Genomic DNA, 25802 nt, shown 5'->3' on the forward strand with positions numbered 1-25802 from the left:
ATCCAGCGCCGCGCCGAGCTGGAGCAGTGGGTGCTGCGCGGCGAAGGCGGCGAGCTGCTGCGTCTCTACGGCCTGCGCGAGGTGGCGGCGGTCAAGCCGCTGTACCGCCTGCTGGAGAACGGCGACCTGCTCAACACGCGCAGCAACGAGCGCCTGGAGGCCGACCACTCCATCGGCTTCTACGTCGACAGCCACGGCAACAAGGTGGCACCGGGCTTCACCGTATTCGCCGGGGCGAGCAACTTCACCAAGGTGCTGACCGACCCGAACATCCGCGGCCCGTTCCTGGAGATCTTCGTCTGGACCGTGGCTTTCGCCGGCCTCACCGTGCTCTTCACCCTGGCCGTAGGCCTGGTGTTGGCCAGCCTGCTGCAGTGGGATCTGGTGCGCGGCAAGGCGTTCTACCGGCTGATGCTGATCCTGCCTTACGCGGTGCCGGCGTTCATTTCCATCCTGGTATTTCGCGGCCTGTTCAACCAGAACTTCGGTGAGATCAACCTGTTGCTCAACGGCCTGTTCGGCATGCGCCCGGACTGGTTCAGCGACCCGACCCTGGCCCGCTCGATGATCCTGATGGTCAACACCTGGCTCGGCTATCCGTACATGCTGCTGCTGTGCATGGGCCTGCTGCAGGCCATCCCGCGCGACCTCTACGAGGCCTCGGCGATGGATGGCGCCACGCCCCTGGACAACCTGCTGAAGATCACCCTGCCGCTGCTGATCAAGCCGCTGGCGCCGCTGCTGATCGCCAGCTTCGCCTTCAACTTCAACAACTTCGTGCTGATCACCCTGCTGACCCGCGGCGGCCCGGACATCATCGGCGCCACCACCCCGGCCGGCACCACCGATCTGCTGGTGAGCTACACCTACCGCATCGCCTTCCAGGATTCCGGGCAGAACTTTGCCCTGGCGGCGGCCATCGCCACGCTGATCTTCCTGGTGGTGGGCGCGCTGGCCTGGCTCAACCTGAAACTGTCGAAAGTCAAAGTCTGAGGAGCCCGCCATGGCGATGGTGCAACCGAAATCCGTGAAATACCGCCTGTGGCTGACCCATGCCGGTCTGCTCGGCTTCATCGCGCTGATCGTCTTCCCGCTGCTGATGGTGGTGTCGATCAGCTTCCGCGACGGCAACTTCGCCACCGGCAGCCTGCTGCCGGACAACCCGACCCTGGAACACTGGTCGCTGGCCCTCGGCATTCCCTACCAGCATGCCGACGGCTCGGTGACCCAGCCGCCGTTCCCCGTGCTGACCTGGCTGTGGAACTCGGTGAAGATCGCCTTCATCAGCTCGGCGCTGATTCTGCTGCTGTCGACCACCAGCGCCTATGCCTTCGCCCGTATGCGCTTCGCCGGAAAGGGGCCGATCCTCAAGGGCATGCTGATCTTCCAGATGTTCCCGCCGGTGCTGTCGCTGGTGGCCATCTACGCCCTGTTCGACCAGCTCGGCAAGCACGCCGGCTGGCTCGGGGTGAACAGCCACGGGGCGGTGATCGTCGCCTCGCTCGGCGGCATGGCCCTGCATATCTGGACCATCAAGGGCTACTTCGAAAGCATCGACGCCTCGCTGGAGGAGGCCGCCATCGTCGACGGCGCCACCACCTGGCAGGCCTTCGTGCACATCCTGCTGCCGATGAGCGTGCCGATCCTCGCCGTGGTGTTCATCCTCGCCTTCATCACCAGCATCACCGAATACCCCATCGCCTCGGTGCTGCTGCTGGACGTGGACAAGCTGACCCTGTCGGTTGGAGCCCAGCAGTACCTGTACGAGCAGAACTACCTGTGGGGCGACTTCGCCGCCGCCGCCGTGCTCTCCGGTCTGCCGATCACCCTGGTATTCCTCTATTGCCAGAAGTGGATAGTCGGTGGGCTGACTGCGGGGGGCGTGAAGGGGTAGCCACGATTTGGTGCGCACGGCCTAGGCGGCCCCGCGACACCCTACGGGTTGGGTGTGATCAGCCGCAGGGCGGGTGAAACCCGCCACCCGATACCGATGTAAGATTCGCCAAAACCCGGACAACGATAAATAACGGGAGAGGATCATGACCACAGCGGCCCGTCCGCCACTGCCTTTGATACCGGCCAAGCTGGCCGCGCCGTCCATTCATCCCGGCCTGCTGCCGCGACCGCGCTTCGACGAGTGGCTGCAGCGCCTGCCCCAGGTGCGCCTGGCCGTGCTGCAGGCGCCCAGCGGCTTCGGCAAGACCGTGCTGGCCAGCCAGTGGGCCGCGGCCTTCGCCGGCGCCGTGGCCTGGCTCAACCTCGACGGCAACGACAACAGCCCGCGGCAGTTCGGTCGCTACCTGCTCAATGCCCTGCATCGCCAGCTCGAGGGCGGTTGTCCGCAGTGCGTCAATCGCGCCGAGCAGGGCGACGACGGCCTCGACGGTCTGCTCACCCGCCTGCTCGCCGAGCTGCCGGCCGAGCATCCACCGCTGTTGCTGGTGCTCGACGAGTTCGAGGCGCTGCGCAACCGCGAGGTGATTGCCGCGCTGCGCTTCTTCCTGCGCAACACGCCGCCCTGGCTGACCCTGCTGGTGTGCAGCCGCGGCCTGCCAGACCTGGGCGTGGCCGAGCTGCGGGTCAAGCGTCAGCTGCTGGCGCTGGACGCCAGCCACCTGGCCTTCGAGCTGGACGAGGTGCAGTCGCTGCTCGAACTGGGCCTGCCGATCGCCATCAACCGCGAGCAGGTCGAGCGCCTCAACCGGCGCATCGGCGGCTGGCCCTGCGCGCTGCAGCTGACCCTGCAGGAGGTGCAGACCGGGCGCGGCATGGACCTGTTTCTCGAGGCGCTGCAACTCGGCCATCCCTACGTGCGCGACTATTTCCGCGAGCAGGTGCTCTACGGTCTGGACGGCGCCACCCAGGATTTTCTGCAGTCCACCTGCCTGCTCGAGCGCTTCAGCGCGCCGCTGGCCGACCGCCTGACCGACAGCTGCAACGGCCGCGAGATGCTGGAGAACCTCGAGCGCAGCGGCCTGTTCATCCAGGCGGTGGACCCGCTGCGTCAGTGGTTTGCCTACCACCCGCTGTTCGCCAGCTTCCTGCGCAACGAGCTGTCCACCCATCATCCGCAGCGCATGGGCGAACTGCACCTGCGCGCCGCCGAGGCGCTGCTCGAGGAGAAGATGGCCGAGGAGGCTGCCCGCCATGCGCTGCTGGCGCATGATCCGCAGCGAGTGGCGCAGATTCTCGAGACCCACGGCCGTCACTTCTATCGCCAGGGGCGTCTGGAGCTGCTGCAGCGCTGCCTGGCTGTGCTGCCGGAGAGCCGCGTGGCCGAGTCGCCGCTGTTCACCCTGTTGCAGGCCTGGGCCTCGCAGAACCAGTACCAGAGCGATCAGGTCGAGCGCTGGCTGCAGGCCGGCGAGGCGGTGCAGCGCGAGCAGTTCAGTGCCGAGCAGTGGCAGCGCATCGAGGGCGAATACCAGGCGGTGCGCGCCCAGGTGGCGATCAACCAGGGCGACCAGCAGCGTGCCATGGCCTTCGCCCGCCAGGCGCTGGCGCTCGAGCCGCTGACCATGCGCACCTCGCGGGTGGCGGCGCTGTCGGTGCTGGCCGAGTCGCACTTCGTCCAGGGCGATCTGGCCAAGGCCCAGCATCAGCACGAGGAAAACGTGCGCCGCGCGCAGCAGATCAACGCCTCGCACCCGGTGCTGTGGAGCCTCGGCCAGCTGTCGGAGATCGCCGTCGCCCAGGGCCACCTGCAGAAGGCCTACAACCTGCAGGAGCGGGCACTGCAGTACATCGAGCAGGAGAAGCTGCCGGTCACCCCGATCATGGAGTTCATTCACCGCGTGCGCGGCCAGGTGCTGCTGGAGTGGCATCACCTCGATGCCGCCGAGCAGTGCGCCCTGCAGGGGCTGGAGATACTCGATACGGTGGGCGACCACTGGTTCCTGCAGTGCTACGTGCTGCTCGCCCGCGTCGCCCATGCGCGCGGCCAGCAGAGCCAGTGCGCCGACTACATCGGCCGGCTCAAGACGCTGCTGGCCGGCGACGACTACCACATCGACTGGCAGGCCAACGCCCACGCCGTGATGCTCACCTACTGGGACTCGACCCAGGACAAGGACAGCATCCGCCAGTGGCTTGCCACCGCGCCGCCGCTCAAGCCGGGGGCCAACCACTTCGCCCAGGGCAACGCGCGCAACCACGTGCGCGCCTACCTGGCGCTGAATCAGGGCGACCGCGCGCTGCCGATCCTGCGTCAGCTGCAGCTCGATGCCGAGCGCCACCAGCTGGTGATGGACCAGAACCGCAACCATATCCTCCAGGCGCTGGCCTACTGGCAGCGCGAGGAACGCCAGAGCAGTCTCGATCATCTGCACCAGGCGCTGACCCTGGCCAGCGGTACCGGCGCCATCGGCAGCTTCCTGCGCCTGGGCAAGCCGCTGATCGCCATGCTCAAGGCGCTGCAGCACGAGCGTCGCCTCGACGAGTTGGAACACCAGCGCGCCGAACGCCTGATCCAGCTGGCCCAGCAGCAGCGCGACTTCAGCCGGGCGATCCGCATCACCCTGGACGAGGCGGTGATCCAGGACATCATCAACCGCCCCGACGTGCCCGAGCTGATCCGCCATTCGCCGCTGACCCGGCGCGAATGGCAGGTGCTCAGCCTGATTCACGCCGGGCTGTCCAACGAGCAAATCTCCGAGCACCTCAACGTCGCCCCGACCACCATCAAGACGCACATCCGCAGCCTCTACCAGAAGCTCGCCATCACCCAGCGCAGCGAAGCGGTGCAGCTGGCGCGCAGCCTGTTGAGCAAGATCCAGGGCGAGTAGGGGAGAACCGATACCCGGCCCCGTAGGGTGCGCCGTGCGCACCGATGCGTGGTCGGGGCATCTGTCGTATGCGTTGTTGCTTCGATAGGCGCGGGTTGGTGCGCACGACCCGGGCGGCCCCGCGACACCCTACGGCTTTGCCCGCACACGGTGTCCATCCCCAAAGCTCCTCCCCCTTGCCGGCCACCAGCTACGCCGGTGAAAACCCCAGCGGGGAGGATGTGACGCCTTGCCCCCTTGCCTAGAGTGGAGCTGTCATCACGAACAACAAAAGGCTTGCTGTATGGCTGTTATTCGCAAGGACTGGTGGCGCGGCGGCGTCATCTACCAGGTCTACCCACGCAGTTTTCTCGACAGCAACGACGACGGCATCGGCGATCTGCCCGGCGTGCTGGCCAAACTCGATTACATCGCCAGCCTCAACGTCGACGCCATCTGGCTGTCGCCGTTCTTCACCTCGCCGATGAAGGATTTTGGCTACGACGTCTCCGACTATCGCGGCGTCGACCCGATCTTCGGCACCCTCGACGACTTCCGCGCGCTGGTCGCGGCCGCCCACGAGCGCGGCCTGCGCATCATCATCGATCAGGTGCTCAACCACTGCTCCGATCAGCATCCCTGGTTCGCCGAGAGCCGTACCAGCCGCAGCAACGACAAGGCGGACTGGTTCGTCTGGGCCGACCCCAACCCGGACGGCACGCCGCCGAACAACTGGCTGTCGGTATTCGGCGGTTCGGCCTGGACCTGGGAGGGCCGGCGCAAGCAGTACTACCTGCACAACTTCCTGGCCAGCCAGCCGGACCTAAACTTCCACTGCGAGGCGGTGCAGCAGCAACTGCTCGACGACATGGAGTTCTGGCTGCAGCTGGGCGTCGACGGCTTCCGTCTGGACGCCGCCAACTTCTACTTTCACGACCAGGCGCTGCGCAACAATCCGCCGAACCTGGACATCCGCGAGGGCGGCATCGGCGTGCGCGTCGACAACCCCTACGCCTACCAGCGCCACCTCTACGACAAGACCCAGCCGCAGAACCTCGACTTCCTGCGCCGCCTGCGTGCGCTGCTGGAGCGCTACCCCGGCACCGCCACGGTGGCCGAGATCGGCTGCGACGATTCGCTCCGCACCATGGCCGCCTACACCAGTGGCGGCGATACCCTGCACATGGCCTATTCCTTCGATCTGCTCACCGCGCAGTGCAGCCCGGCCTACATCCGCAGCACCATCGAAGCCATCGAGGGCGAGCTGGGCGACGGCTGGCCCTGCTGGTCGGTGGGCAACCACGACGTGGTGCGGGTGATGAGCCGCTGGGCCCACGAGGGCGAAGCCACCCCGGAGCGCGGCCGTCTGCTGATGTCGCTGCTGCTGTCGCTGCGGGGCAGCGTCTGCCTGTACCAGGGCGAGGAGCTCGGTCTGCCCGAGGCGGAACTGGCCTTCGAGGACCTGGTCGACCCCTACGGCATCACCTTCTGGCCGGAGTTCAAGGGGCGCGACGGCTGCCGCACGCCGATGCCCTGGGTACGCGACGGCGTCCATGCCGGCTTCTCCAGCCAGCAACCCTGGCTGCCCCTGGACGAACGCCACCGCGCACTGGCCGTGGACGTGCAGGAGGACGACAGCGCCTCGATGCTCAACAGCTACCGGCGCTTTCTCGCCTGGCGCCAGGAGCAGCCGCTGCTGATCGACGGCGATATCCAGGTGCGCTACCACGACGACGACCTGCTGGTGTTCGAACGGCGTCTGGGCGAGCAGGCCTGGCTGTGCCTGTTCAACCTGGGCGACCGCGAGCGCCGCTACGACCTGCCGCTGATGGTCGAGCCGCTGGAGGGCGTGCCGTCCAGCACGGCCGAGTTCCTCGGCAGTTGGGTACACTTGCCGGCCCATGGGTTCGGCTTCGCCCGCCTCCTGGGCTAGGGCGATTCCTGCAGGGCCGGTACGCCGGCCCCGCGGCTTCCTCAAGGTTCATCGCCGGCGCGACCGGCCCCGATTCAGAGACTGCACCATGGCCAGCGTTACCCTGCGCAACATCTGCAAGCACTACGACGGCACCGCCATCACCCGCAACATCGACCTGGACATCGAGGACGGCGAATTCGTGGTCTTCGTCGGCCCGTCCGGCTGCGGCAAGTCCACCCTGTTGCGGCTGATCGCCGGGCTGGAGGAAATCAGCTCCGGCGAGCTGCTGATCGACGGTCAGCGGGTCAACGACCTGCCGCCCAAGGATCGCTCGGTGGGCATGGTGTTCCAGTCCTACGCCCTCTACCCGCACATGACGGTGGCGGAGAACATGGCCTTCGGCCTCAAGCTGGCCAAGATCGGCAAGGCGCAGATCCGCAGCAAGGTGGAGGAGGTCTCGCGCATCCTGCAGCTCGATCATCTGCTCGAACGCAAGCCCAAGGACCTCTCCGGCGGCCAGCGCCAGCGCGTCGCCATCGGCCGTACCCTGGTGCGCGAGCCCAAGGTGTTCTTGTTCGACGAGCCGCTGTCGAACCTCGACGCCTTCCTGCGCGTGCAGATGCGCATCGAGATCTCGCGCCTGCACCAGCGCCTGAAGTCCACCATGATCTACGTCACCCACGACCAGGTCGAAGCCATGACCATGGCCGACAAGATCGTCGTGCTCGAGGCCGGGCGCATCGCCCAGGTCGGCGCGCCGCTGGAGCTCTACCACTACCCGCGCAACCGCTTCGTCGCCGGCTTCATCGGCTCGCCGCAGATGAACTTCCTCCAGGTGCGCGCGCTCAGCGCCAGCAGCGAGGCGGTGGAGATCGAGATGCCCGGTGGCTACCGCATGCGAGTGCTGGTCGACGGCACCGGCGTCGAGCCCGGCGAGGAGCTGACCCTGGGCGTGCGCCCGGAACACTTCGTCGCGGCCGAGCAGGCCGACTTCGCCTTCTACGGGCAGATCAGCGTGGCCGAGCGCCTGGGCGACCACAACCTGATCTACCTGAGCCTGGAAGGGGTGGAGCACATCATCACCCTGCGCAGCGACGGCGACCGCCGCGTGGCGGTGGGCGATACCTTCGCCGCGGGCCTGATGGCCAACAAGTGCCACCTGTTCCGCGCCGATGGCCAGGCCTGCCCGCGGCATTATCGCGAGCCGGCGATCTACGGCTGAGCTTGCTCGGTAGCTGTCGATGGTGCGCATGGTGCACCCTACGGCTAAGCTGCGTGACTCATCGTCCTGCGCGCAAGGAGCCGCCATGCAGCTGATCGGAATGCTCGACTCACCCTACGTTCGCCGCGTGGCGATCTCCCTGCAGCTGCTCGGGTTGCGTTTCGAACACCGCGCCCTGTCGGTGTTCAGCACCTTCGACGAGTTCCAGCGGATCAACCCGCTGGTCAAGGCGCCGACCCTGATCTGCGACGACTGCACCGTGCTGATCGACTCCGGCCTGATCCTCGACTACGCCGAGACCTTGGCCGCGCCGCGCAGCCTGATGCCGAGCGTGCTGGCGCAACGCACGCAGTCGCTGCGTCGCATCGGCTTGGCCCTGGCCGCCTGCGAGAAGAGCGTACAGGTGGTCTACGAGCATGAGCTGAGACCGAGCGAGAAGCTGCACCAGCCCTGGCTGGACCGGGTGACCGGCCAGCTGCACGCGGCCCTGCAGGCGCTGCAGGACGAGTGGGAAGGGCTGGTGCCCGAACTGAGCGAGGCGAACATCGACCAGGCCGTCGTCAGCACGGCGGTGGCCTGGCAGTTTGCCGTGCAGATGCTCCCCGAACTGATCGACCCGGCGCGCTATCCGGCGCTGGCCGAACTCTCCGACCGCGCCGAACGCCTGACACCCTTTCGCGCGGCGCCGCATGGATTGGGAACCTTTGGCGGCTCGGTTTGATACGCGGTGCGCCAAAGATGTCGCCATGGCCGATAGTGTGGGCAGGAGCTATGGGAGCAAAGGGGCTGACCCAGAGCTGGCTATGAGAGCTGGCCAAAAGCTGTCATTCCTAGGACTGCAGAATCCCTACATCGGATCAGCAACTACACAGCGTGCCCATCCACTATCACTGGATAATCCTGAAATGGCCTTAGGCCAGCGCCAGGTCTTCTAAATCGCGACTTACGGGCCACCCGTCGCGTTTAAGTGAGGATATCTACAGTTTTTTCCGGCAGAAATTTGCAGCGCAAATCTCCGCTGACTCTTGTGATAGCTGGAACGGCGGTGCCAGATCGGTAGTTGTCATACATCGCCAACTACGTTTTTCCCACGGGGGGCCGCTGAACCGATAGTACGGTGATAGCCATATTCAGCAGGGGATGCTTGCAATCTGATGGGGCTTAGCCACCAAGCGATAGGGGCGCCATTCAGTAGCCGCGCCTGGCTTAGGCGCTATCTCGTAGATAGGGAGCAGCAAGCTCCAATGCTCCCCTCCCTCCACGACGCAGGCAGGCGAGAAGTGATAGCCAGGGTATCTCCGTAATGATCACCGCATCCTTCAACAACATCTGCACTTCCCCGGCCGCGTCTCCTGCAGGTCCACCATCCGGCATGTACACAAGAAGCCAATCATTCTGAGCTTCCAAGGCCAAACCGAACCGATAACCGCTGTCTTGAATAACCATCACGACTTTGGCCCCTTCGATATTGTCCATGCTGGCGAATCGTGAGGTCGCGTCTTTCACTATTTGATAGCCAGGTAAATTGCCCAGCAATTTGTCTTCAAGAGTTTGTAGGGCTCGCGATGCAGTATCTGTCTTTGCCAGCAAACCGGCCAGAAAGCAAAACAGCAGCAGGAGGACGGCCACCACAGTTACTGATGTGGCACCGCAATGGAGAAGCCGGAAAAAATCGGAAGTACCTTATGTAACGGACCGCGTAGAAGATGGATGGCTTTTTCGATGAGGATGAAAAGCAGTACCAGCGGAAGGATGAAAAGCAGACCACCTGCAATCGTTGTTTTGATGAAGCGAAACATGCTGCCCTCCCTTATACCGTAATGATGAGTAGGTGGAGCAATGCTCGCTCCAGCTTCTGGACGATCCAGCTACGAGGATAGTTGAGTTGATAGCTTTCATATGAGCAGTCAGTGCTCGGAAGAGCTCAGCCATAGCCATTAGCTGTTCCGTATAGATCATCCCTCATCAGCTTCGGCGGCTTGCCATAGGCCCGCAGAAACGCCTGGCGCATGCGTTCTCGATCGCCGAAACCGGTCTCGCGAGCAATCACTTCTACTGGATGACGGCTCGTCTCCATCATCACGCGTGCGGCCTCTACTCGCAGGCTTTCGACTGCTTTCGCCGGCGTTTTTCCGGTTTCCTCGCGGAACACTCGGCTGAACTGGCGAGGGCTTAGTCGCGCGACATCTGCCAGTGCCTCGACCGAGAGATCGCTGCGCAGGTTTTCGCGCGCATAGGCCATTGCCAGTTGTACGCGGTCGGATTTCGGGTCTATCTCCAGCAGCGCCGAGAGCTGTGATTGCTCGGCGCCTCTGCGCTGGGCGATGACCAGTTTGCGGGCCACGCGGCGGGCCAGGTCAGGGCCCAGGTCGTTCTCGACCATGGCCAGGGCAAGATCCACTCCGGCACTCATGCCTGCACCCGTCCAGATCTGCCCGTCGACCACGAACAGCCGGTCATCATCGATTCTGACGTTGGGGTGACGCTTCTTGAACTCGGGCACGTGCAACCAATGAGTCGTGACCCGTTTGCCCTCCAATAGACCGGCTTCGGCGAGCACGAAGATGCCTGTGCACAGTGATGCAATACGCCGCGATTGCGAGCTGGCGCTGGATAGACAGGTCAGCAGCTCCGGGCTGGGTTCACCCAACTCCAGGTAGCCGCTGACGATGACGGTGTCATAGCCAGCCAGGCCGAGCGCCTCGGTATTGACCGAGAAGCCCTGCGACGACAGCACGGCTCCACCTGTCTCGGACACCAGTACGAACCGGTAGACCGGCTCGCCATGCAGAAGGTTGGCGCATTCGAAGACGGAACCGACCGACAGGCTCAGCGCCTGGAATTGCGGGTAAACCACCAACGCCACGGTATGCATTGATCATTTCCTTTCTGCGGGCATGCGTCGATTGTCGGAGGGCTAGGTGGTTTGCGCAATCGGCTCGCGGTGCATGTCCGAAATCCTTGCGCATATGACATTGCTGCGGTCGGTGGCGATTCCTAACATGGCCCCAACGAACTAGACGACTGGTCTACTGAGACAGGCAGCCATGACAACCACTGACAGCAACCAGACCCGGCAGCGCATTTTCGACGCCGCCCAATCGATCATCGCCCGCAAAGGCTTCTCTGCTGTTGGGCTGAATGAGGTGCTGAATGCCGCAGGCGTGCCGAAGGGTTCCTTCTACCACTACTTCGCTTCGAAGGACGCGTTCGGCACGGCGCTGCTGGAGCACTACTTCGAGGCCTATTTGGCTGACATGGATCGTATTTTTCAGGACCCGGCAACCAGCGCCCACGACGCGCTGATGCGTTACTGGCAACTGTGGATCTCCAACCAGACTAGTCAGGTCGAGTGCGGTAAATGCCTGGCCGTCAAGCTGGGCGCTGAAGTCGCCGATCTTTCCGAACCGATGCGATTGGCACTTCAGCGCGGTACGGCGCAGATCGTCGAGCGGCTTGAGGCTGCGATCAGCAGAGGCGTGGAGGAGGGCACGGTAACCATCGTTGCTTCGCCCGCTCAGCTGGCACTGAGGCTCTATGCCCTGTGGTTGGGGGCCAGTGTGATGACCAAGATCACCCGTACCCACCACGCGTTCGAAGAGGCACTGCAGCAGACGCAACACCTTCTCGGTAACCAGTGAACCCATGACCGGCAAGGGTCGGTCGAAACCAATGCAACACCCCTTATGAGGTAATGATCATGAAAGTTCTGATGGTTCTGACATCCCATGACAAGCTGGGTAACACCGGCAATAAAACCGGCTTCTGGCTGGAAGAGTTCGCCGCGCCTTACTACGTCTTCAAGGACGCCGGTGCCGACATCGTGCTGGCCTCGCCAGCCGGTGGCCAGCCGCCTCTGGATCCCAAGAGTGATCTGCCGGACTTCCAGACCGAGGCGACTCACCGTTTCGCTGCCGATCCGGCCGCGCAGCAAGCCCTGGCCAGCACGGTGAAGCTTGCTGAGGTGAAGGCTGAGGATTTCGACACGGTGTTCTATCCAGGCGGTCATGGCCCTCTGTGGGATCTGGCGGAGTCGGACACATCCATCGCCCTGATCGAAAGCTTCGAGCGCGCCGGTAAGCCAATCGGTTTCGTCTGCCATGCTCCGGGCGTGCTGCGCCACGTCAAGGCTGCGGATGGCGAGCCGCTGATCAAGGGTCGCCGGGTGACCGGTTTCACCAACAGCGAAGAGGCCGCTGTAGGACTGACTGACGTGGTGCCTTTCCTCATCGAGGACGAGTTCCAGGCACTTGGCGCACGTTATGAGAAGGCCGGCGACTGGCAGCCGTTCACCGTCGTCGACGGGCGCCTGGTCACTGGTCAGAACCCCGCCAGCTCAGAGTCCGCTGCCAACGCCTTGCTCAAGCTGCTGGCCTGATTCGTGCAATCTGCAGGGCTCAGACGAACCCGTGCAAGTAATGAGCGGGCGCATTTTGCGCCCGCTCTGAGCGCCCTCGCGCACGCTACCGCATAACAACACCGCAGCAGCAGTCGCCTTTGGGGTGACGGGATTTCTGCTGCCTGAAGAAAGCTGTCTTGATCATTTAAGTCAATAGATTTTCGTTTGGATTCAAGGATTTAGGCTAATGTCTACCGTCATGAAAGATTCCCGCTCCAGCAGCGTCTTCGATGGCCCGTACTACCTGTCCATCGCCGGTAAGCTGGTCAGCACCGATGCGCATTTCGATGTGTTCAATCCGGCGACTGGCGAGGTATTCGCCAAGGCTCCGTCGGGTTCGCCTGAGCAACTGGAGGCGGCGATCGCTGCTGCCAAGGATGCGTTCAAGACCTGGTCGGTCCTGAGCTACGACCAGCGCCAGCGCTATCTGGATGCCTATGCCGATGCGCTTTTGGAGCACCGCGATGAACTGGCTCGCTTGCTGACTTTGGAGCAAGGCAAGCCGCTGAAAACCATGGCCGAGCCGGAGGTTGACCAGGCGATCTCGTGGATTCGCCAGATCGCTGCACGGCGTATTCCGGTGGAGATCGTCGAGGAAAACGACAACCACATCGTGGAGCTGCATCACACGCCGCTGGGTGTGGTCGGTGCGATCACGCCGTGGAATTTCCCGGTGCTGCTGGCACTGTGGAAAGTGGCGCCCGCGCTGATCACCGGCAACACCATGGTCATCAAACCGTCGCCATTCACACCCCTCACCACCTTGCGCTTTGGGCAGATTGCTCAGTCCGTGCTGCCTGCCGGTGTGCTTTCAGTGGTTTCAGGTGGCAACGAGCTGGGCCCGCAAATGACCGCTCACCCGGACATCGCCAAGATCAGCTTCACCGGCTCCACCGAGACCGGCAAGCATGTCATCCGTTCGGCTGCAGGCACCGTCAAGCGGCTGACCATGGAGATGGGCGGCAACGACGCGGCAATCGTCATGCCTGATGCCGACTGGCAAGCGATCATCCCGCAACTGTACTGGGGCGCCGTCGGTAACTCGGGGCAGTGGTGCGTGGGTATCAAGCGCCTTTACGTGCATAGCAGTTATCGCAATGAGTTCGTGGCAGCGTTCGTTGAGTACGCGCGGCAGCAGGTCATGGGTGATGGTCTCGACCCGAACGTGACCGTCGGCCCCGTGCAGAACAAGATGCAGTACGACAAGGTTCGTAGCTTCCTGGATGACATCAAGGCCAATGGTTACAACGTGGTATTGGGCGGTGAGGTAGACGAGAGCCGTCCTGGCTATTTCATCCCGGTAACTGTGGTCGACAACCCGCCAGAGAGCTCGATGATCGTGCAGCAGGAGCAGTTCGGACCGATCGTGCCGATCATCGCGTACGACGACGTCGACGATGTCGTGGCCCGCGCGAACGACAGTCCGTTCGGCCTGGGTGGTTCGGTCTGGGGGCGTGATACCCAGGCAGCGGTGGCCGTGGCCAATCGCCTGGAAACCGGGATGGTCTGGGTCAACGAGATCCACACGCAAGGCATCGATATTCCCTTCGGTGGCCATAAGCAATCGGGTATCGGCACTGAGCACGGCCATGAGGGCCGCCTGCTGTTCACCAACCCGAAAACCGTGTTGATCAAGAAGTAACGCCTGAGCGGCCTCTCCAGCAGAGGGGCCGCACTCCCACTCATCAAGCCCATTGGGCGCCAGGTGCGTCCATTCGCGCCCGTGCGCCTGTCGATAAGTGCAGTCGCCTGAACAACAGGATAGATATCATGAAACATGCTGCTCTGTTTACCCCCATCGACATGGGGCGTATCACTCTCAAGAACCGCATCGTGCTGCCGCCGTTGACTCGTCAGCGCAGCGCCCAGCCAGGCGATATCGCGACTGATCTGATGGCCACTTATTACCGCCAGCGTGCCGGTGCCGGTTTCATGGTCAGTGAGGGCACCCAGATCGAACCGCGTGGCCAGGGCTATGCCTGGACGCCCGGTATCTACAGCCAGGCTCAGATCGATGGCTGGCGCAAGGTGACCGAAGCGGTACATGCCGAAGATGGCGTGATCTTCGCCCAGCTCTGGCACGTCGGTCGCGTTTCCCATAATGCGCTTCAGCCTGACGGGCAGGCGCCCGTGGCGCCATCCGCCATTCAGGCGCAGAAGGTCAAAGCGTTCATTCAGACCGGCCCTGGTGTCGGCGAGCTGGTTCAGCCGTCGCTTCCACGCGCACTGGAGCTGGCTGAAATCCGCGATCTGGTCGGGCAGTACGCCCAGGCGGCGCGCAATGCCATCGACGCCGGTTTCGATGGCGTGGAAATTCACGCAGCCAACGGTTATCTGGTCAACCAGTTCATCTCCGCACATTCCAACCAGCGTGATGATGTTTACGGTGGCTCCCTGGAAAACCGCCTGCGCTTCCTGCGCGAGATCGTAGACGCCGTGGCCGCTGCCGTAGGCGCGGATCGCCTGGGTGTGCGCTTCACCCCGTTGTTCACCGGCACCGATCAGGACCGGGTGTACATCGGTCTGGTCGAAGAGGACCCGCACACCACCTATATCGAAGCCATCAAAGTGCTGGAGGCCGCAGGTGTGGCCTATGTGTCGATCGCCGAGGCGGACTGGGACAACGCGCCGGATCTGCCCGAGAGCTTCCGCCGCGACGTACGCGCGAATTTCAGCGGGAAGATTCTCTACGCCGGTCGTTATACCGCCGAACGTGGTGAGCGGCTGATCGAGGCCGGGCTGGCCGACCTGATCGCATTCGGTCGTCCCTTCATCGCCAACCCTGATCTGCCCGAACGCATCGCCAATGGCTGGCCGCTCAACCCGCTGGATCCTGCCACTGTCTATGGGGGCGCGGAGAAGGGCCTGACGGACTACCCGACCTACTCGGACTGACGTTCACATCTGCCGGCGTGGCCTCGACGCGAATGGACGGGGACACGCCTGCGTAACTGCTCACTGCGTAGGAAGTCTTCGTCATGTCTGTCAAATCCGTACCGATCGAACGCGATGTTACGCCTGGTCTGGCGTATCCGGCCTTGGCTGGCAGCGACGTCCGTGCGCCGTCAGTCGCAGCCGTGGTCGTGTGTATCCTGCTCGTCGCGCTCACGCTGCGCCCGGGCATCGTTTCCATGGGGCCCTTGCTGACCGCCATCATCGATGAGCTGGGGTTGACTCACACCCAGGCCTCGCTGCTGACCGCGATTCCGACCTTGCTGATGGGATTGCTGGCATTGCCCGCACCCTGGCTGGCGCATCGATTTGGGCGTGACCGGATCATCCTGCTGGCGCTGATCGTACTGGGCGCCGCGATCATCCTGCGTGCGCTGGCTGGCTCCATTGGGCAGTTGTTTGCCAGTACTGCGGCAGTCGGGGCGGGTATCGCGGTCGCCGGAGCGCTGTTTTCCAGCTACGTGAAGGCGCGCTCGCCGAATCGTATCGCCTTGTTCATGAGCATTTATGCAACGGCCATCGGTCTGGGCAGCACGGTCGCTGCGGTGGCGACCGGGCCGATCGATCAGTTGATTGGTGATTGGCGTTGGGCGGGCGGTTTCTGGGTACTGCCGGCAATGCTGGCGATCATGGCCTGGGTTGGCATCGAGCATCGGAGCCTGAGAGCGCCGGTCTCTACCGCTTCGACCCAGATGCCCAGGATGCCGCTGCGCAATCCCACGGCCTGGCTGATCGCACTGTTCTTCGCCTGCAACAACCTGGTGTTCTACGCCCTGATTGCCTGGTTGGCACCGATGTATATCGAGCGTGGCGAGAGCGCCAGCTCGGCAGGCTTGATCCTGGCCAGTTATACCCTGGGGTTCATGCTGGCCAACCCGGTGTTTGGCTTGCTCAGCCGCAGCGATGATCGACGTCTGTTGCTTGCCGCGAGCTCCAGCATCGCCTTGCTGGGCAGCCTGGCGATGGCCGTTGCGCCTGATGCCATGCCGCTGGTGACTGCTGCGCTTGCGGCTTTCGGTACCGGAGGTGCCTTTACCCTGGGCATGACCTTGCCGCTGGACAATGCTTCGACACCTGAGGAGGCTGGCGCCTGGACTGCCTTTGTGATGTTGCAGAGTTATCTGGTAGGCGCTGCCGGTCCGTTGCTCGTGGGATATCTGCGTGACAGCGCGGGGCACTTCCAGTCGGCCCTGTGGCTGTTGGTGGCTGTAGGGGGCGCTGATGTTACTGGTGACTCCGTTCTTGCAGCCCTACCGCTGTCGCCGTTGATGTCAGAGCTTGTTCCGGGAGCGGAAGGCGGCCACCTTTCTGGCGCATGCCCGTAGCTGCTTACGCGCCTGCCCGCGGCATTATCGCGAGCCGGCGATCTACGGCTGAGCACGGCGCCGTGTGGCTGCCTGAGGCGTCGCTGGCAGGTTGCCTCTGTGCTGCCGAGCGCAAAATAGGTGGCACTTCGACGATACGCCGGACCTCGAAAGAGACAGGTTCGTCGTCATCGGAGTCGTTATGCCTCATCTGCCATCACGCACCTGGATCCGCGCCCTGGTCGGTATCGCCGTCGCGCTCGGCACCTTCGAAGCCACGCGCCGCTATCGGCAGTTGGCGAGCGCGCCGGCGCTGAGCGACACCAGTCGCGCCCTGGGCATCGACGGTCATCATGTTCAGGCCGGCCCCTGGCGGCTGTTCACCCGCAGTGTCGGCGCTGCCGATGCACCGGTGGTGGTGCTGGTGCACGGGCTGGTCATCTCCAGCCGCTACATGGAGCCGTTGGCCAGGGCGCTGGCCGACAACGGCTACCGCGTGCTGGCGCCGGACCTGCCGGGCTACGGCGAGAGCGCGACGGGCACGCCACGGCGCGTGCTGAGCGTCGAGCAACTGGCCGATGTGCTCGACCTCTGGCTCAGCGCCTGCGCCATCGACAAGGCCACCTTCATCGGCAATTCCTACGGTTGCCAGATCCTTACGGCCCTGGCCGTGCGCCACCCCCAGCGGGTGGCGCGTCTGGTGCTGCAGGGGCCGACCGTCGACCCGGCGGCGCGCAGCCTGTTGCCCCAGCTCTGGCGTGCCGTGCGCAATGGCCGTCGCGAGCGTCTGCGCTCCAGTGCCGGCATCGGTCGCATCGATTACGCCAAGGCTGGCGTCTGGCGGGTGCTGAGCAGCATCAGGCGCCTGCTGCACTACCGCATCGAGGATCATCTCGCCGCCATCGAGGCTCCATGCCTGGTCGTGCAGGGCAGTCGCGACCCGGTGGCGCCGCCGCACTGGGGCGAGGCGGTGGCCGCGCGCCTGCCCAAGGGGCGTCTGTGCCTTGTCGAGGGCGCGACCCACACCATGAACTACGTGCATCCGCACAGCTTCGCGCAACTGATCGACGATTTTTTGCGCGAGGGTCGCGGCGCCACGGAGGTGGTCCGATGAACCAGCCACCGCAGGGCATCGCCCGTTTCGATTCGGCAGCCGGCATGGTCCAGGCCCTTGCGCTCGCGCTACGCGGGCGCCCGTACACCAGTCCGAGCCAGTCGCCGCTGCTCGACAGCCTGATGCCGACCATCAATCGCCTGCCGTGCAAGCTGCGCGAGCAGGTCTATGCCCTGGGCGGCATGACCGAGGGCATCGGCCCGTCACAGGCCGCGCGGGTGGACGTAGAGGCGATCGCCGAGTGGATGGCCGGCCTGTATCCGCAGCGGCGCTATCCGGCGGCCTTCATCGGTTCGTCCAACGGGGCGCTGATGCATCTTGCGGCGGCCATGGGCGTGCCCTGGCTGCCGCAGACCTTTCTCTGCCCGGTGCGCGCGCTGGGCAACGACCCGGACGATGCCCGCCGTGCGCTGGAGCAGGGCCTGCCGATCGTTCACGCCTTGCTCGGCGCGGATGGGCGCATCGCCGTGCACCATATGCACGATCCCAATCAGGATCGGCTGATGCTGCAGCACATGGCCTACTACCGCCTCAAGTACCGGCGCCTGCCGCTGGCCTACCGCGAGTTTCTCCTGCGCAGCCTGGCGCCGGGGGCGACGCTCTACGTCAGTGCCTGCAATCGCCAGTGGCCGGTCACACGCACCTCCTCGCGCTCGGTGTTTCAGTTTGGCGCCACTGGTGGGGCGAGTGAGAGCGAATACTTCGAAGGCTCGCCGCGGGTGCGCCAGTACCTGTCGCGCTACGGTATCGCCCGGCCGCGCTGGGATCCGCCACCTGCCGACGACATGGCGCCCGAGGCCGAGTGGGGCTTCGACCCGGCCCTGCTGGACGACCTGCAGGAGCTGGCCAAGGCGCGGCAATGGCGGCTGATCCGCATCGACCATGCCGAACCCGAATCGCTCAGCGCGCTGACGGCCGACATCTACGCCGACTGGTACGCCGAGCAGGGCGAACCCTCGCGCCGCCTTCTGGTGGACAGCTTTCTGCTCAGTGATCCGCTTACCACCCTGCGCCTGCGGGCGATCCCGTACTGGTCGCTGTTCGGCGTCGAGCCTTCGGCACGCCTGCTGGAGGAGTATCTGCAGGGGCATCCGGGGTTCGACGAAATCGACATGCTGCTGTTCTCCCACGGTACCGAAGGCGTCGGTCTCGCCCCCATCGAGCGCTGGCAGCAGTTGCTCGGCTGGGCGCGGGTAGAGGGCCGGCTGGTCGGCGTGGACCCTTCGCGCTATCCCCGCGATTTCGCCACCTTTACCCGGTTCGCCGAGGACCTGGCGCGCCTCGGACCGAGGTGGGACCTGCCTGAGCCGATGTCCATCGCCTTCTTCGAGGAGGCGCTGCAACGCCACGGCGCGAACGCCGAGGTCTCGCTCAGTCGTCTGCACAGCGCTAGCGGTTGAGGCGCTTTGCGTCTGGAAGTGGGCAGCGCTTTTTCTCGAAAGAAAGTTTCCCTGCGCTGTCGATTCGTCCATCGCCCGTTCGACTAGTCTTCAGAACCCAGCCATGGGTTCAGTGTCAGCCGTAGGGAGACTCCTGCGCTATTTCGACTCGAACAAGGAGAAAGGCGATGCGTTTCATGGTGATGGTCAAGGCGACTGCAGATTCCGAAGCCGGTGTGATGCCCAGCGAGGAGCTGCTGGCGGCCATGGGCCGCTACAACGAGGAACTGGTGGAGGCCGGGGTGATGCTCGCCGGCGAGGGCCTGCAGCCCAGCAGCAAGGGGGCACGGGTAAGGTTCTCCGGCAGCCAGCGCACGGTGATCGACGGTCCGTTCATGGAAACCAAGGAGCTGGTCGCCGGTTTCTGGATCTTCCAGGTGGCCTCGCTCGAGGAATGCATCGAGTGGGTCAAGCGCTGTCCCAACCCCATGCCCGGCGACTCGGATATCGAGATTCGCCAGATCTTCGAAGCCGAGGATTTCGGCGCCGAGTTCACCCCCGAGTTGCGCGAGCAGGAAGAACGCATTCGCGCGCGCATCAGCATTGAGAACTAAGGAGAGTGTTGCGATGAAGATTCATGCCTATCTGATGTTCGATGGCCAATGCGAGGCCGCCTTCAATTACTACGCCGAAGTGTTCGGCGGCCAACTGGAGATGATGCGCTACGCCGACAGCCCCGAGCAGATGGACGTACCGGCCGAGTACCAGCAGCGCGTCATGCACGTGTGCCTGACGGTTGGCGACCAGTTGCTGATGGCCTCCGATACCCTGCCGCAATACCCGCATGACGGCATCAAGGGCTGTTCGATCTCCCTGCAGGTGGACAACGTGCCGGAGGCCGAGCGCCTGTACGAAGCGCTGTCGAAAGGCGGTTCGGTGCAGATGGAGCTGCAGGCCACCTTCTGGGCGACGCGCTTTGCCATGCTCACCGACCGTTTCGGTGTGCCGTGGATGATCAACTGCACGGTGGACAGCCAGATGGGCTGAGCTGCTGCGTGCACGGACAGGTGGTGCTGCCTTGCCCTGCGCGGGGGCTCCGCCGGTCCGCTGCGCAGCTTGCCCGAAAACCGAGCGAAGCGGCCGAGGTCCAAGTTCAAGACAGGGCCGGCAAGAGGGCTTCGCGATGAAACTGCGCTATCCGCTGCTGGTGGGCCTGGCGGTGTCGCTGACGGCCTGCAGCGTACACGTCGGTGGGCACCGTCCGCCGCCGCACCACGCACCGCCACCCCACGTCGAGTGGCGCTGGGATCCGGGTATCGATGCCTATGTGGTCATCGGCTGGCCACATCTGTACTACCGTGACCGCATCTATTACCGCTGGTACGACGACCACTGGTATTCCTCCAGCCGGCACGACGGACCCTGGGCCAAGGGGCCCAAAGGCGTGCCACCCGGCCTGAACAAGAAGTATGGCAAGCCGGGACGTGGCCGCGGCGGTGGGGGGTATTGAGCCGAGGTGGGGCGACGCGTGATCCGGTGCGCGGCTTTGGTAGGGTGCGCCGTGCGCACCAACGGAACGGGAAATACCAGCAAGCCGGGGAACGGCCATGGTGGTGCCGGGGTGGGCCTGTTTACCGCCGCAAGATTCGGTGCGCGCAGCGCACCCTACGGATGCGGCAGACCAGTAGGGTGCGCTGTGCGCACCAACGGAACAGGCAATACGGCAAGCCGGGGAACGGCCATGGCGGTGCCGCGGCGGGCCTGTTTACCGACGCGAGATCCGGTGCGCACGGCGCACCCTACGGATGCGGCAGGCCAGTAGGGTGCGCCGTGCGCACCAACGAACAGGCAATACGGCAAGCCGGGGAATGGCCATGGCGGTGCCGCGGCGGGCCTGTTTATCGCCGCACGATTCGGTGCGTGCAGCGCACCCTACGGATGCGGCAGGCCAGTAGGGTGCGCCATGCGCACCAACGGAACAGGCAATACGGCAAGCCGGGGAACGGCCATGGGGGTGCCGGGGTGGGCCTGTTTACCGACGCAAGATCCGGTGCGCACGGCGCACCCTACGGCTGTAGATCATCCGTAGGGCGGCGCGAGGCTTAACCGACCAATTCCAGCACCTTGTTTTCCTGCTGCGGTTCGACCCCGGCAAGGAACTCCTCGCCCCAGCGGCGGATGTCGTTGAAGCAGACGATGTCGAACAGCTCGCGCAGGCGCGCCTTGGCCTCGCTCGCGGGCATGTTCAGCGCCAGGTAGCAGGTCTGCGCCAGGTCGGCCGCATCGTGCGGGTTGGTCAGCAGTGCGCCCTTGAGTTCGGCAGCGGCGCCGGCGAACTCCGATAGCACCAGCACGCCGCGTCCGCCGAGCAGGCCTTGCGCGGCGACGAATTCCTTGGCCACCAGATTCAGGCCGTCGCGCAGCGGGGTGATCCACATGACGTCGGCCATGGCGTACCAGGCGCTGACTTCCTCGAACGGCAGGCTGCGGAAGAAGAACTGCAGGGGCGTCCAGCCGACGCGGGCAAAGCGCCCGTTGATGCGTCCCACGGCCTGTTCGATCTGGCTCTGCAGCTCGTCGTAGATGGTCATCTCGCGGGCCGCCGGCACGCAGACGCTGACCAGGGTGACCTTGCCGATCAGTTCGGGGTTGTCGGCCAGCAGGCGCTCGTAGGCGTTGAGCTTTTCCAGAATGCCCTTGGTGTAGTCGAGGCGTTCCACCGAGAGAATCAGCTTCACGCCCTGCATCTCCTCGCGCAGGTGCGCCATCAGCTCGCGAATCTTCGGTGCCTCCAGGGCGCTGCGTACGCGGTCGATATCCAGGCCGACCGGATGGGCGCCGAGCCTGACCCGGCGGCTGCCGGTATCCAGTTCGGTGGTCATGCGCTCCAGGCCCACGGCGCAGCCATAGGTGATGAAGCGCGGCGCGCAGTTCTGCCGGCTCAGGGTCTTGAGCGGGAACACGCCGCGGGCGACGTCGACGAAGTTCTCCACCTGGCGCGGGATATGGAAGCCGACGTAGTCGCACTGCAGCAGGCTGCCGACGATCTGCCGGCGCCAGGGCAGCACGTTGAACACGTCCGCCGAGGGGAAGTAGGTGTGGTGGAAGAAGGCGATGCGCAAGTCCGGGCGCAGCTCGCGCAGGTAGGCCGGTACCATCCACAGGTTGTAGTCGTGCAGCCAGACGATTGCGCCCTCGGCGGCCTCCAGCGCGGTGCGCTCGGCGAAGGTGCGGTTGACCTTGAGGTACACCTGCCAGTCGTCCTCGTTGAAGGTGGCGCGCTCCCAGAAGGTATGCAGGGTCGGCCAGAAAGCCTCCTTGGAGAAGCGCTTGTAGAAGATGTCCACTTCGTCCTTGCTCAGCTTGACCCGCGCCGCGGTGAGCTTGGGATAGCGCTCGGCGTCCACCGTGGTGTGGCTGTCGAACGGCTCGTCACCCTCGTGCACCGCCCAGGCCACCCAGGAGCCCTTGCGCCCATCGCCGAAGAAACTCAGCAGGGTGGGAATGATGCCGTTGGGCGAGGTGGGGCGCCGGCGCTGCAGCTTGCCGCTTGCGCCGCGGTATTCCTCGTAGGGCAGGCGGTGGTAGACCATCACCAGCTCGGCCTTGCCCGGCTGCGCGGCCTGGCGCCGTTCGGCGGCGATGCCGTGCTCGCCGAGGAAGCCGAAGTGGGCGAAGGCTTCGAGAATGCCGCCGCAGCCGGGGCGGCTGGCATGCAGGGTGCGCGAGTGGTTGGCGGTGGCCTCCAGCAGGGCGCTTTCCGACTGGCCCACGCACACGCCGTGGAAGCTGGCGCTGAGCATCGCCAGGTCGTTGAGGGTGTCACCGGCGGCCAGCACCTGGTCGTGGTCGAGCTCCAGCCAGTCGGCCAGGGCGCGCAGGCTGCTGCCCTTGTTCACGCCCTTGGGAAGGAAGTCGAGGTAGAGCTCGGCCGAGTACAGCAGGTCGCAGCCCAGCTCGTCGGCGATCTCGCGCAGCGCCGGGTTGGCCGCCTGCTCCGGCGTGCAGAAGTACGAGCAGCGCCGCGCCTGCGGCACGTCCTGACGCTCCAGGCCGAAGGCGGCAATGGCGCTGGCCACCTGGCTTTCGCCGGGCCAGAGGGCGTCCACCACGCTCTGCAGCGGCTGGATCGGTTGCAGGCTGTCGCCGTGCACCAGCGTGGCGCCGACGTCGGCGATGATGAAGTCCGGCTGTGGCAGCGTCGGGTCGGCCAGCAGCGGCAGCACCGCTTCCAGGCTGCGCCCGGTGACGTAGGCGAGCTGAATCTCGGGGTGGGCGGCGATGGTCTGATAGAGGCTCAGGCGATCCTCGGGATCGCCGGCAAGGAAGGTTCCGTCCAGATCGGTGGCAAGTAGCATCGTTGTTTCTCCAGAAGCGGCGCCGGGCGCCGGTGTTCTGGCTGCTTGGGATAGGCTCGGGGCCTTGCCGAAGCAGCCGGCGGTGCATCCTCAGGATGCGTGAGTCGGGCTTTCCTCCGTGTCGCAAGGTTCGGGGGGCGGGGCGTCGGGCATCAGCTCCAGCACGGTGGGGCTGGTGCGCAGCATCGGCACGAAGTGCGCGGCGTCGCCGCTGACCAGGTCGCTGACATGGCGCAGGCGGTACAGGCAGTAGGCCGCCAGCAGGCCGAGGGTGACGGCGAAGTACAGCGGCAGCGCCGCCGCGCCCAGATGTTCCATCAGCAGGCCGGCGAGCAGCGGGCCGCACACCGCGCCGATGCCGTTGACCATCAGCAGGCCGCTGGAACCGGCGAGAATCTCGTCCTTGTGCAACTGGTCGATCAGCTGCGCCACGGCGATGGGGTAGATGGCGAAGGCCAGCCCGCCCCAGACGAAGATCGCCATCAGCAGCGCGTTGCCGGCCGGCAGCAGGCTGAGCAGCAGGGCCATGCCGGCGGCCAGGGCCACCACCCAGAGCAGCACCCAGCGCCGGTCACGGCTGTCGGAATAGAGGCCGATCGGCCATTGCAGCAGGGCACCGCCGAGGATGGTGGCGGTCATCATCAGGCCCACGCCGGAGGCATCGAAGCCGGCCAGGCTGGCATACACCGGGGCCATGCCCCAGAAGCCGCCGAGCGCCAGGCCCGACAGGCCGGCAGCGGCGATGGCCAGCGGGGCGATGCGCCACAGCTGCAGCAGGTTGCTGCGCGGCGCCTCCGGCAGGCTCGGCTGCACCTGGCGGGTCAGGGTGATGGGCATCAGCGCCGCGCTGATGAGGATGGCGGCGAGGGCGAACAGGGTGAACTGCACCGGGTCGGCCAGGTGTAGCAGCTGCTGGGCCAGGGCCAGGGCGCCGAGGTTGACCGCCATGTACACGGCGAACACCCGGCCGCGTTGCTCGCCGGGCGTCTGCGCGTTGAGCCAGCTTTCGACCACCATGTACAGGGTCACCAGGGCCAGGCCGTAGAGCACACGCAGGCCCAGCCAGACCCAGGGGTCGACCAGCAGCAGGTGGAGCAGGGCGGCGATGGCGGCAAGTGCGGCGCAACAGGCGAACGCGCGGATATGCCCGATGCGTCGGACCAGCGGAGCCGCCAGCCAGGTGCCGAGAAGAAACCCGACGAAGTACCCGGACATGATCAGGCCGAGCATCGTGGTGGAGTAGCCTTCGGCGACGCCACGTAGGGTCAGGAGGGTATTGAGCAGCCCATTGCCGAGCAGGAGAAGTGCCACTCCGCTCAGCAGCGAGCCGATGGGGGCAATCAGGGACCACATGGCGATCTACCCTAGGCCAGTACGCCCATGGGTGCAAGCAGAGAACGGGCCAAGTGCTCTTCGCTTGGCTTGTAACATGCTGATGTTAAAGAAAAAATTAAATTGACGAAAAATCTGGCAGGCCATCCGGCGGCCTGATGCACACCCGCGGGGCACGGCTGGTCGCACCGATGGTGCGCAACGGCGGCGTGTGGCTAACCAGGCGGGCGTGGCCCGGGGCCGCTCAGCGCGCCGAACAGGCTGTCCACACACAACGCCAGCAGGCCGATCAGCAGTGCGCCCTGCAGCAGGTAGGCGTTGTTGCCGTTGACCAGCCCCGCGATCAGCGGATCGCCGAGGGTGCTGGCACCGACCGTCGAGCCCAGGGCGGCGGTGGCGATGCTCAGGGTCAGGCAGGTGCGTACGCCGGCCAGAATCACCGGTCGGGCCAGCGGCAGCTCCACCTGCCAGAGCACACGCAGCGGCGACATGCCCATGCCCCGCGCGGCTTCGAGCACCGCCGGCGGCACGCCCTGCAGCCCGGCCAGGCTGTTGCGCAGCACCGGCAGCAGGCCGTAGAGCAGCAGCGCGACTATCGTCGGCAGGGCGCCGAAGCCGAGCAGCGGCACGCTCAACGCCAGCACGGCCACCGGCGGGAAGGTCTGGCCGATGGACGCCACCTGGCTGGCCAGCGGCAGGAAATCGCGGCCCCAGGAGCGGGTCACCAGAATGCCGGCGGTGACGCCGAGCAGCACCGCCAGGCCGCCGGCGCAGGCGACGATCAGCAGATGCCGGCCGAGCAGAGCGGCGAGGCTGGCGCGCTGGTAGAGCAACTGACGGCTGTCGGGGTCGAGCCAGCGCAGCAGCGGTTCCAGCCGCTCCATGGCGAAGCTGGCGCCCAGCAGCAGGGCCAGCCACAGCAGCGGCGGCAGCCAGCGGCGCATCAATCGGCCTCCTCTCGCACGGCATCGAGCAGATGCACGACGCCGACCCAGCGCCCCGCGGCGTCGCGCACGGCCAGGCGTTCGCAGTGCTGCGAGAGCATGTGCGACAGGGCCTGGCGC

The 25802-nt window shown here is 65.2% G+C and carries 22 protein-coding genes; 16 read left to right on the forward strand and 6 right to left on the reverse strand.

Annotation, left to right across the window (positions count from 1 at the left end):
* The 6 genes from malF to N7333_RS18710 form a co-directional block, all read left to right on the forward strand.
* Positions 1-993 (forward strand): maltose ABC transporter permease MalF (malF, locus tag N7333_RS18685; protein ID WP_279859218.1); only part of this gene is annotated, 993 nt, incomplete at its 5' end.
* A 10-nt stretch (positions 994-1003) separates the two neighbouring features.
* Positions 1004-1894, forward strand: a complete 891-nt coding sequence (gene malG, locus N7333_RS18690; protein WP_279859219.1) for a maltose ABC transporter permease MalG — start codon at positions 1004-1006, stop codon at positions 1892-1894.
* Between the two features lie 145 nt (positions 1895-2039).
* Complete coding sequence (gene malT, locus N7333_RS18695) at positions 2040-4784, forward strand: HTH-type transcriptional regulator MalT (protein ID WP_003241856.1); 2745 nt, start codon at positions 2040-2042, stop codon at positions 4782-4784.
* A 283-nt stretch (positions 4785-5067) separates the two neighbouring features.
* Entirely contained in the window at positions 5068-6696 is a 1629-nt protein-coding gene (locus tag N7333_RS18700; protein ID WP_096827043.1) for an alpha-glucosidase, read from the forward strand.
* 88 nt (positions 6697-6784) lie between these two features.
* Positions 6785-7900, forward strand: a complete 1116-nt coding sequence (gene malK, locus N7333_RS18705; protein ID WP_129483832.1) for a maltose/maltodextrin ABC transporter ATP-binding protein MalK — start codon at positions 6785-6787, stop codon at positions 7898-7900.
* An 85-nt stretch (positions 7901-7985) separates the two neighbouring features.
* On the forward strand, positions 7986-8621 hold the full coding sequence (locus tag N7333_RS18710; protein WP_279859220.1) for a glutathione S-transferase: 636 nt from the start codon (positions 7986-7988) through the stop codon (positions 8619-8621).
* A gap of 485 nt (positions 8622-9106) precedes the next feature.
* On the opposite strand, the gene N7333_RS18715 is transcribed toward N7333_RS18710, so the two are convergent.
* From N7333_RS18715 to N7333_RS18725, 3 genes are all read right to left on the reverse strand, one after another.
* The gene (locus tag N7333_RS18715) at positions 9107-9529 is read right to left on the reverse strand and encodes a DUF502 domain-containing protein (RefSeq protein ID WP_252576742.1); all 423 of its coding nucleotides are present in this window, start codon (positions 9527-9529) and stop codon (positions 9107-9109) included.
* A gap of 5 nt (positions 9530-9534) precedes the next feature.
* Positions 9535-9699, reverse strand: a complete 165-nt coding sequence (locus N7333_RS18720; protein ID WP_232531452.1) for a hypothetical protein — start codon at positions 9697-9699, stop codon at positions 9535-9537.
* Between the two features lie 125 nt (positions 9700-9824).
* Positions 9825-10775, reverse strand: coding sequence for a GlxA family transcriptional regulator (locus N7333_RS18725; protein ID WP_279859221.1), 951 nt, complete (start codon positions 10773-10775; stop codon positions 9825-9827).
* A gap of 172 nt (positions 10776-10947) precedes the next feature.
* Here N7333_RS18725 and N7333_RS18730 point away from each other — a divergent pair, with 172 nt between their 5' ends.
* The 10 genes from N7333_RS18730 (at position 10948) to N7333_RS18775 (ending at position 20558) form a co-directional block, all read left to right on the forward strand.
* Positions 10948-11541 (forward strand): TetR/AcrR family transcriptional regulator, encoded by a 594-nt coding sequence (locus N7333_RS18730; RefSeq protein WP_129483835.1) that lies wholly within the window; start codon positions 10948-10950, stop codon positions 11539-11541.
* 59 nt (positions 11542-11600) lie between these two features.
* Entirely contained in the window at positions 11601-12278 is a 678-nt protein-coding gene (locus tag N7333_RS18735) for a type 1 glutamine amidotransferase domain-containing protein (protein WP_129483836.1), read from the forward strand.
* Between the two features lie 208 nt (positions 12279-12486).
* Positions 12487-13941 carry an aldehyde dehydrogenase family protein gene (locus N7333_RS18740; protein WP_177491291.1) on the forward strand — a complete coding sequence of 485 codons (1455 nt, stop codon included), beginning with the start codon at positions 12487-12489 and terminating at the stop codon, positions 13939-13941.
* A gap of 128 nt (positions 13942-14069) precedes the next feature.
* On the forward strand, positions 14070-15194 hold the full coding sequence (locus tag N7333_RS18745; protein WP_129483838.1) for an alkene reductase: 1125 nt from the start codon (positions 14070-14072) through the stop codon (positions 15192-15194).
* 83 nt (positions 15195-15277) lie between these two features.
* Positions 15278-16576, forward strand: coding sequence for an MFS transporter (locus N7333_RS18750; RefSeq protein ID WP_252576743.1), 1299 nt, complete (start codon positions 15278-15280; stop codon positions 16574-16576).
* A gap of 181 nt (positions 16577-16757) precedes the next feature.
* On the forward strand, positions 16758-17669 hold the full coding sequence (locus tag N7333_RS18755; protein WP_129483839.1) for an alpha/beta hydrolase: 912 nt from the start codon (positions 16758-16760) through the stop codon (positions 17667-17669).
* Complete coding sequence (locus N7333_RS18760) at positions 17666-19069, forward strand: hypothetical protein (RefSeq protein WP_129483840.1); 1404 nt, start codon at positions 17666-17668, stop codon at positions 19067-19069. Before N7333_RS18755 ends, N7333_RS18760 begins: the two co-directional genes overlap by 4 nt.
* Before the next feature lie 167 nt (positions 19070-19236).
* A complete protein-coding gene (locus N7333_RS18765; protein WP_003241885.1) occupies positions 19237-19662 on the forward strand; it encodes a YciI family protein in 426 nt (141 codons plus the stop codon).
* 13 nt (positions 19663-19675) lie between these two features.
* Entirely contained in the window at positions 19676-20095 is a 420-nt protein-coding gene (locus N7333_RS18770) for a VOC family protein (RefSeq protein ID WP_003241888.1), read from the forward strand.
* 136 nt (positions 20096-20231) lie between these two features.
* Positions 20232-20558, forward strand: coding sequence for a hypothetical protein (locus tag N7333_RS18775; protein ID WP_096827024.1), 327 nt, complete (start codon positions 20232-20234; stop codon positions 20556-20558).
* Between the two features lie 592 nt (positions 20559-21150).
* Here the strand turns inward: N7333_RS18775 and ggpS are convergent.
* From ggpS to N7333_RS18790, 3 genes are all read right to left on the reverse strand, one after another.
* A complete protein-coding gene (ggpS, locus tag N7333_RS18780) occupies positions 21151-23406 on the reverse strand; it encodes a glucosylglycerol-phosphate synthase (RefSeq protein WP_129483841.1) in 2256 nt (751 codons plus the stop codon).
* A gap of 90 nt (positions 23407-23496) precedes the next feature.
* Positions 23497-24759 (reverse strand): MFS transporter, encoded by a 1263-nt coding sequence (locus tag N7333_RS18785; protein WP_279859222.1) that lies wholly within the window; start codon positions 24757-24759, stop codon positions 23497-23499.
* A gap of 194 nt (positions 24760-24953) precedes the next feature.
* Entirely contained in the window at positions 24954-25682 is a 729-nt protein-coding gene (locus N7333_RS18790) for an ABC transporter permease (RefSeq protein ID WP_096827019.1), read from the reverse strand.
* Positions 25683-25802: the final 120 nt, after the last annotated feature.

It is taken from the genome of Pseudomonas sp. GD04158 (assembly GCF_029834875.1).
In the GTDB taxonomy this organism is placed as follows: domain Bacteria; phylum Pseudomonadota; class Gammaproteobacteria; order Pseudomonadales; family Pseudomonadaceae; genus Aquipseudomonas; species Aquipseudomonas hydrolytica.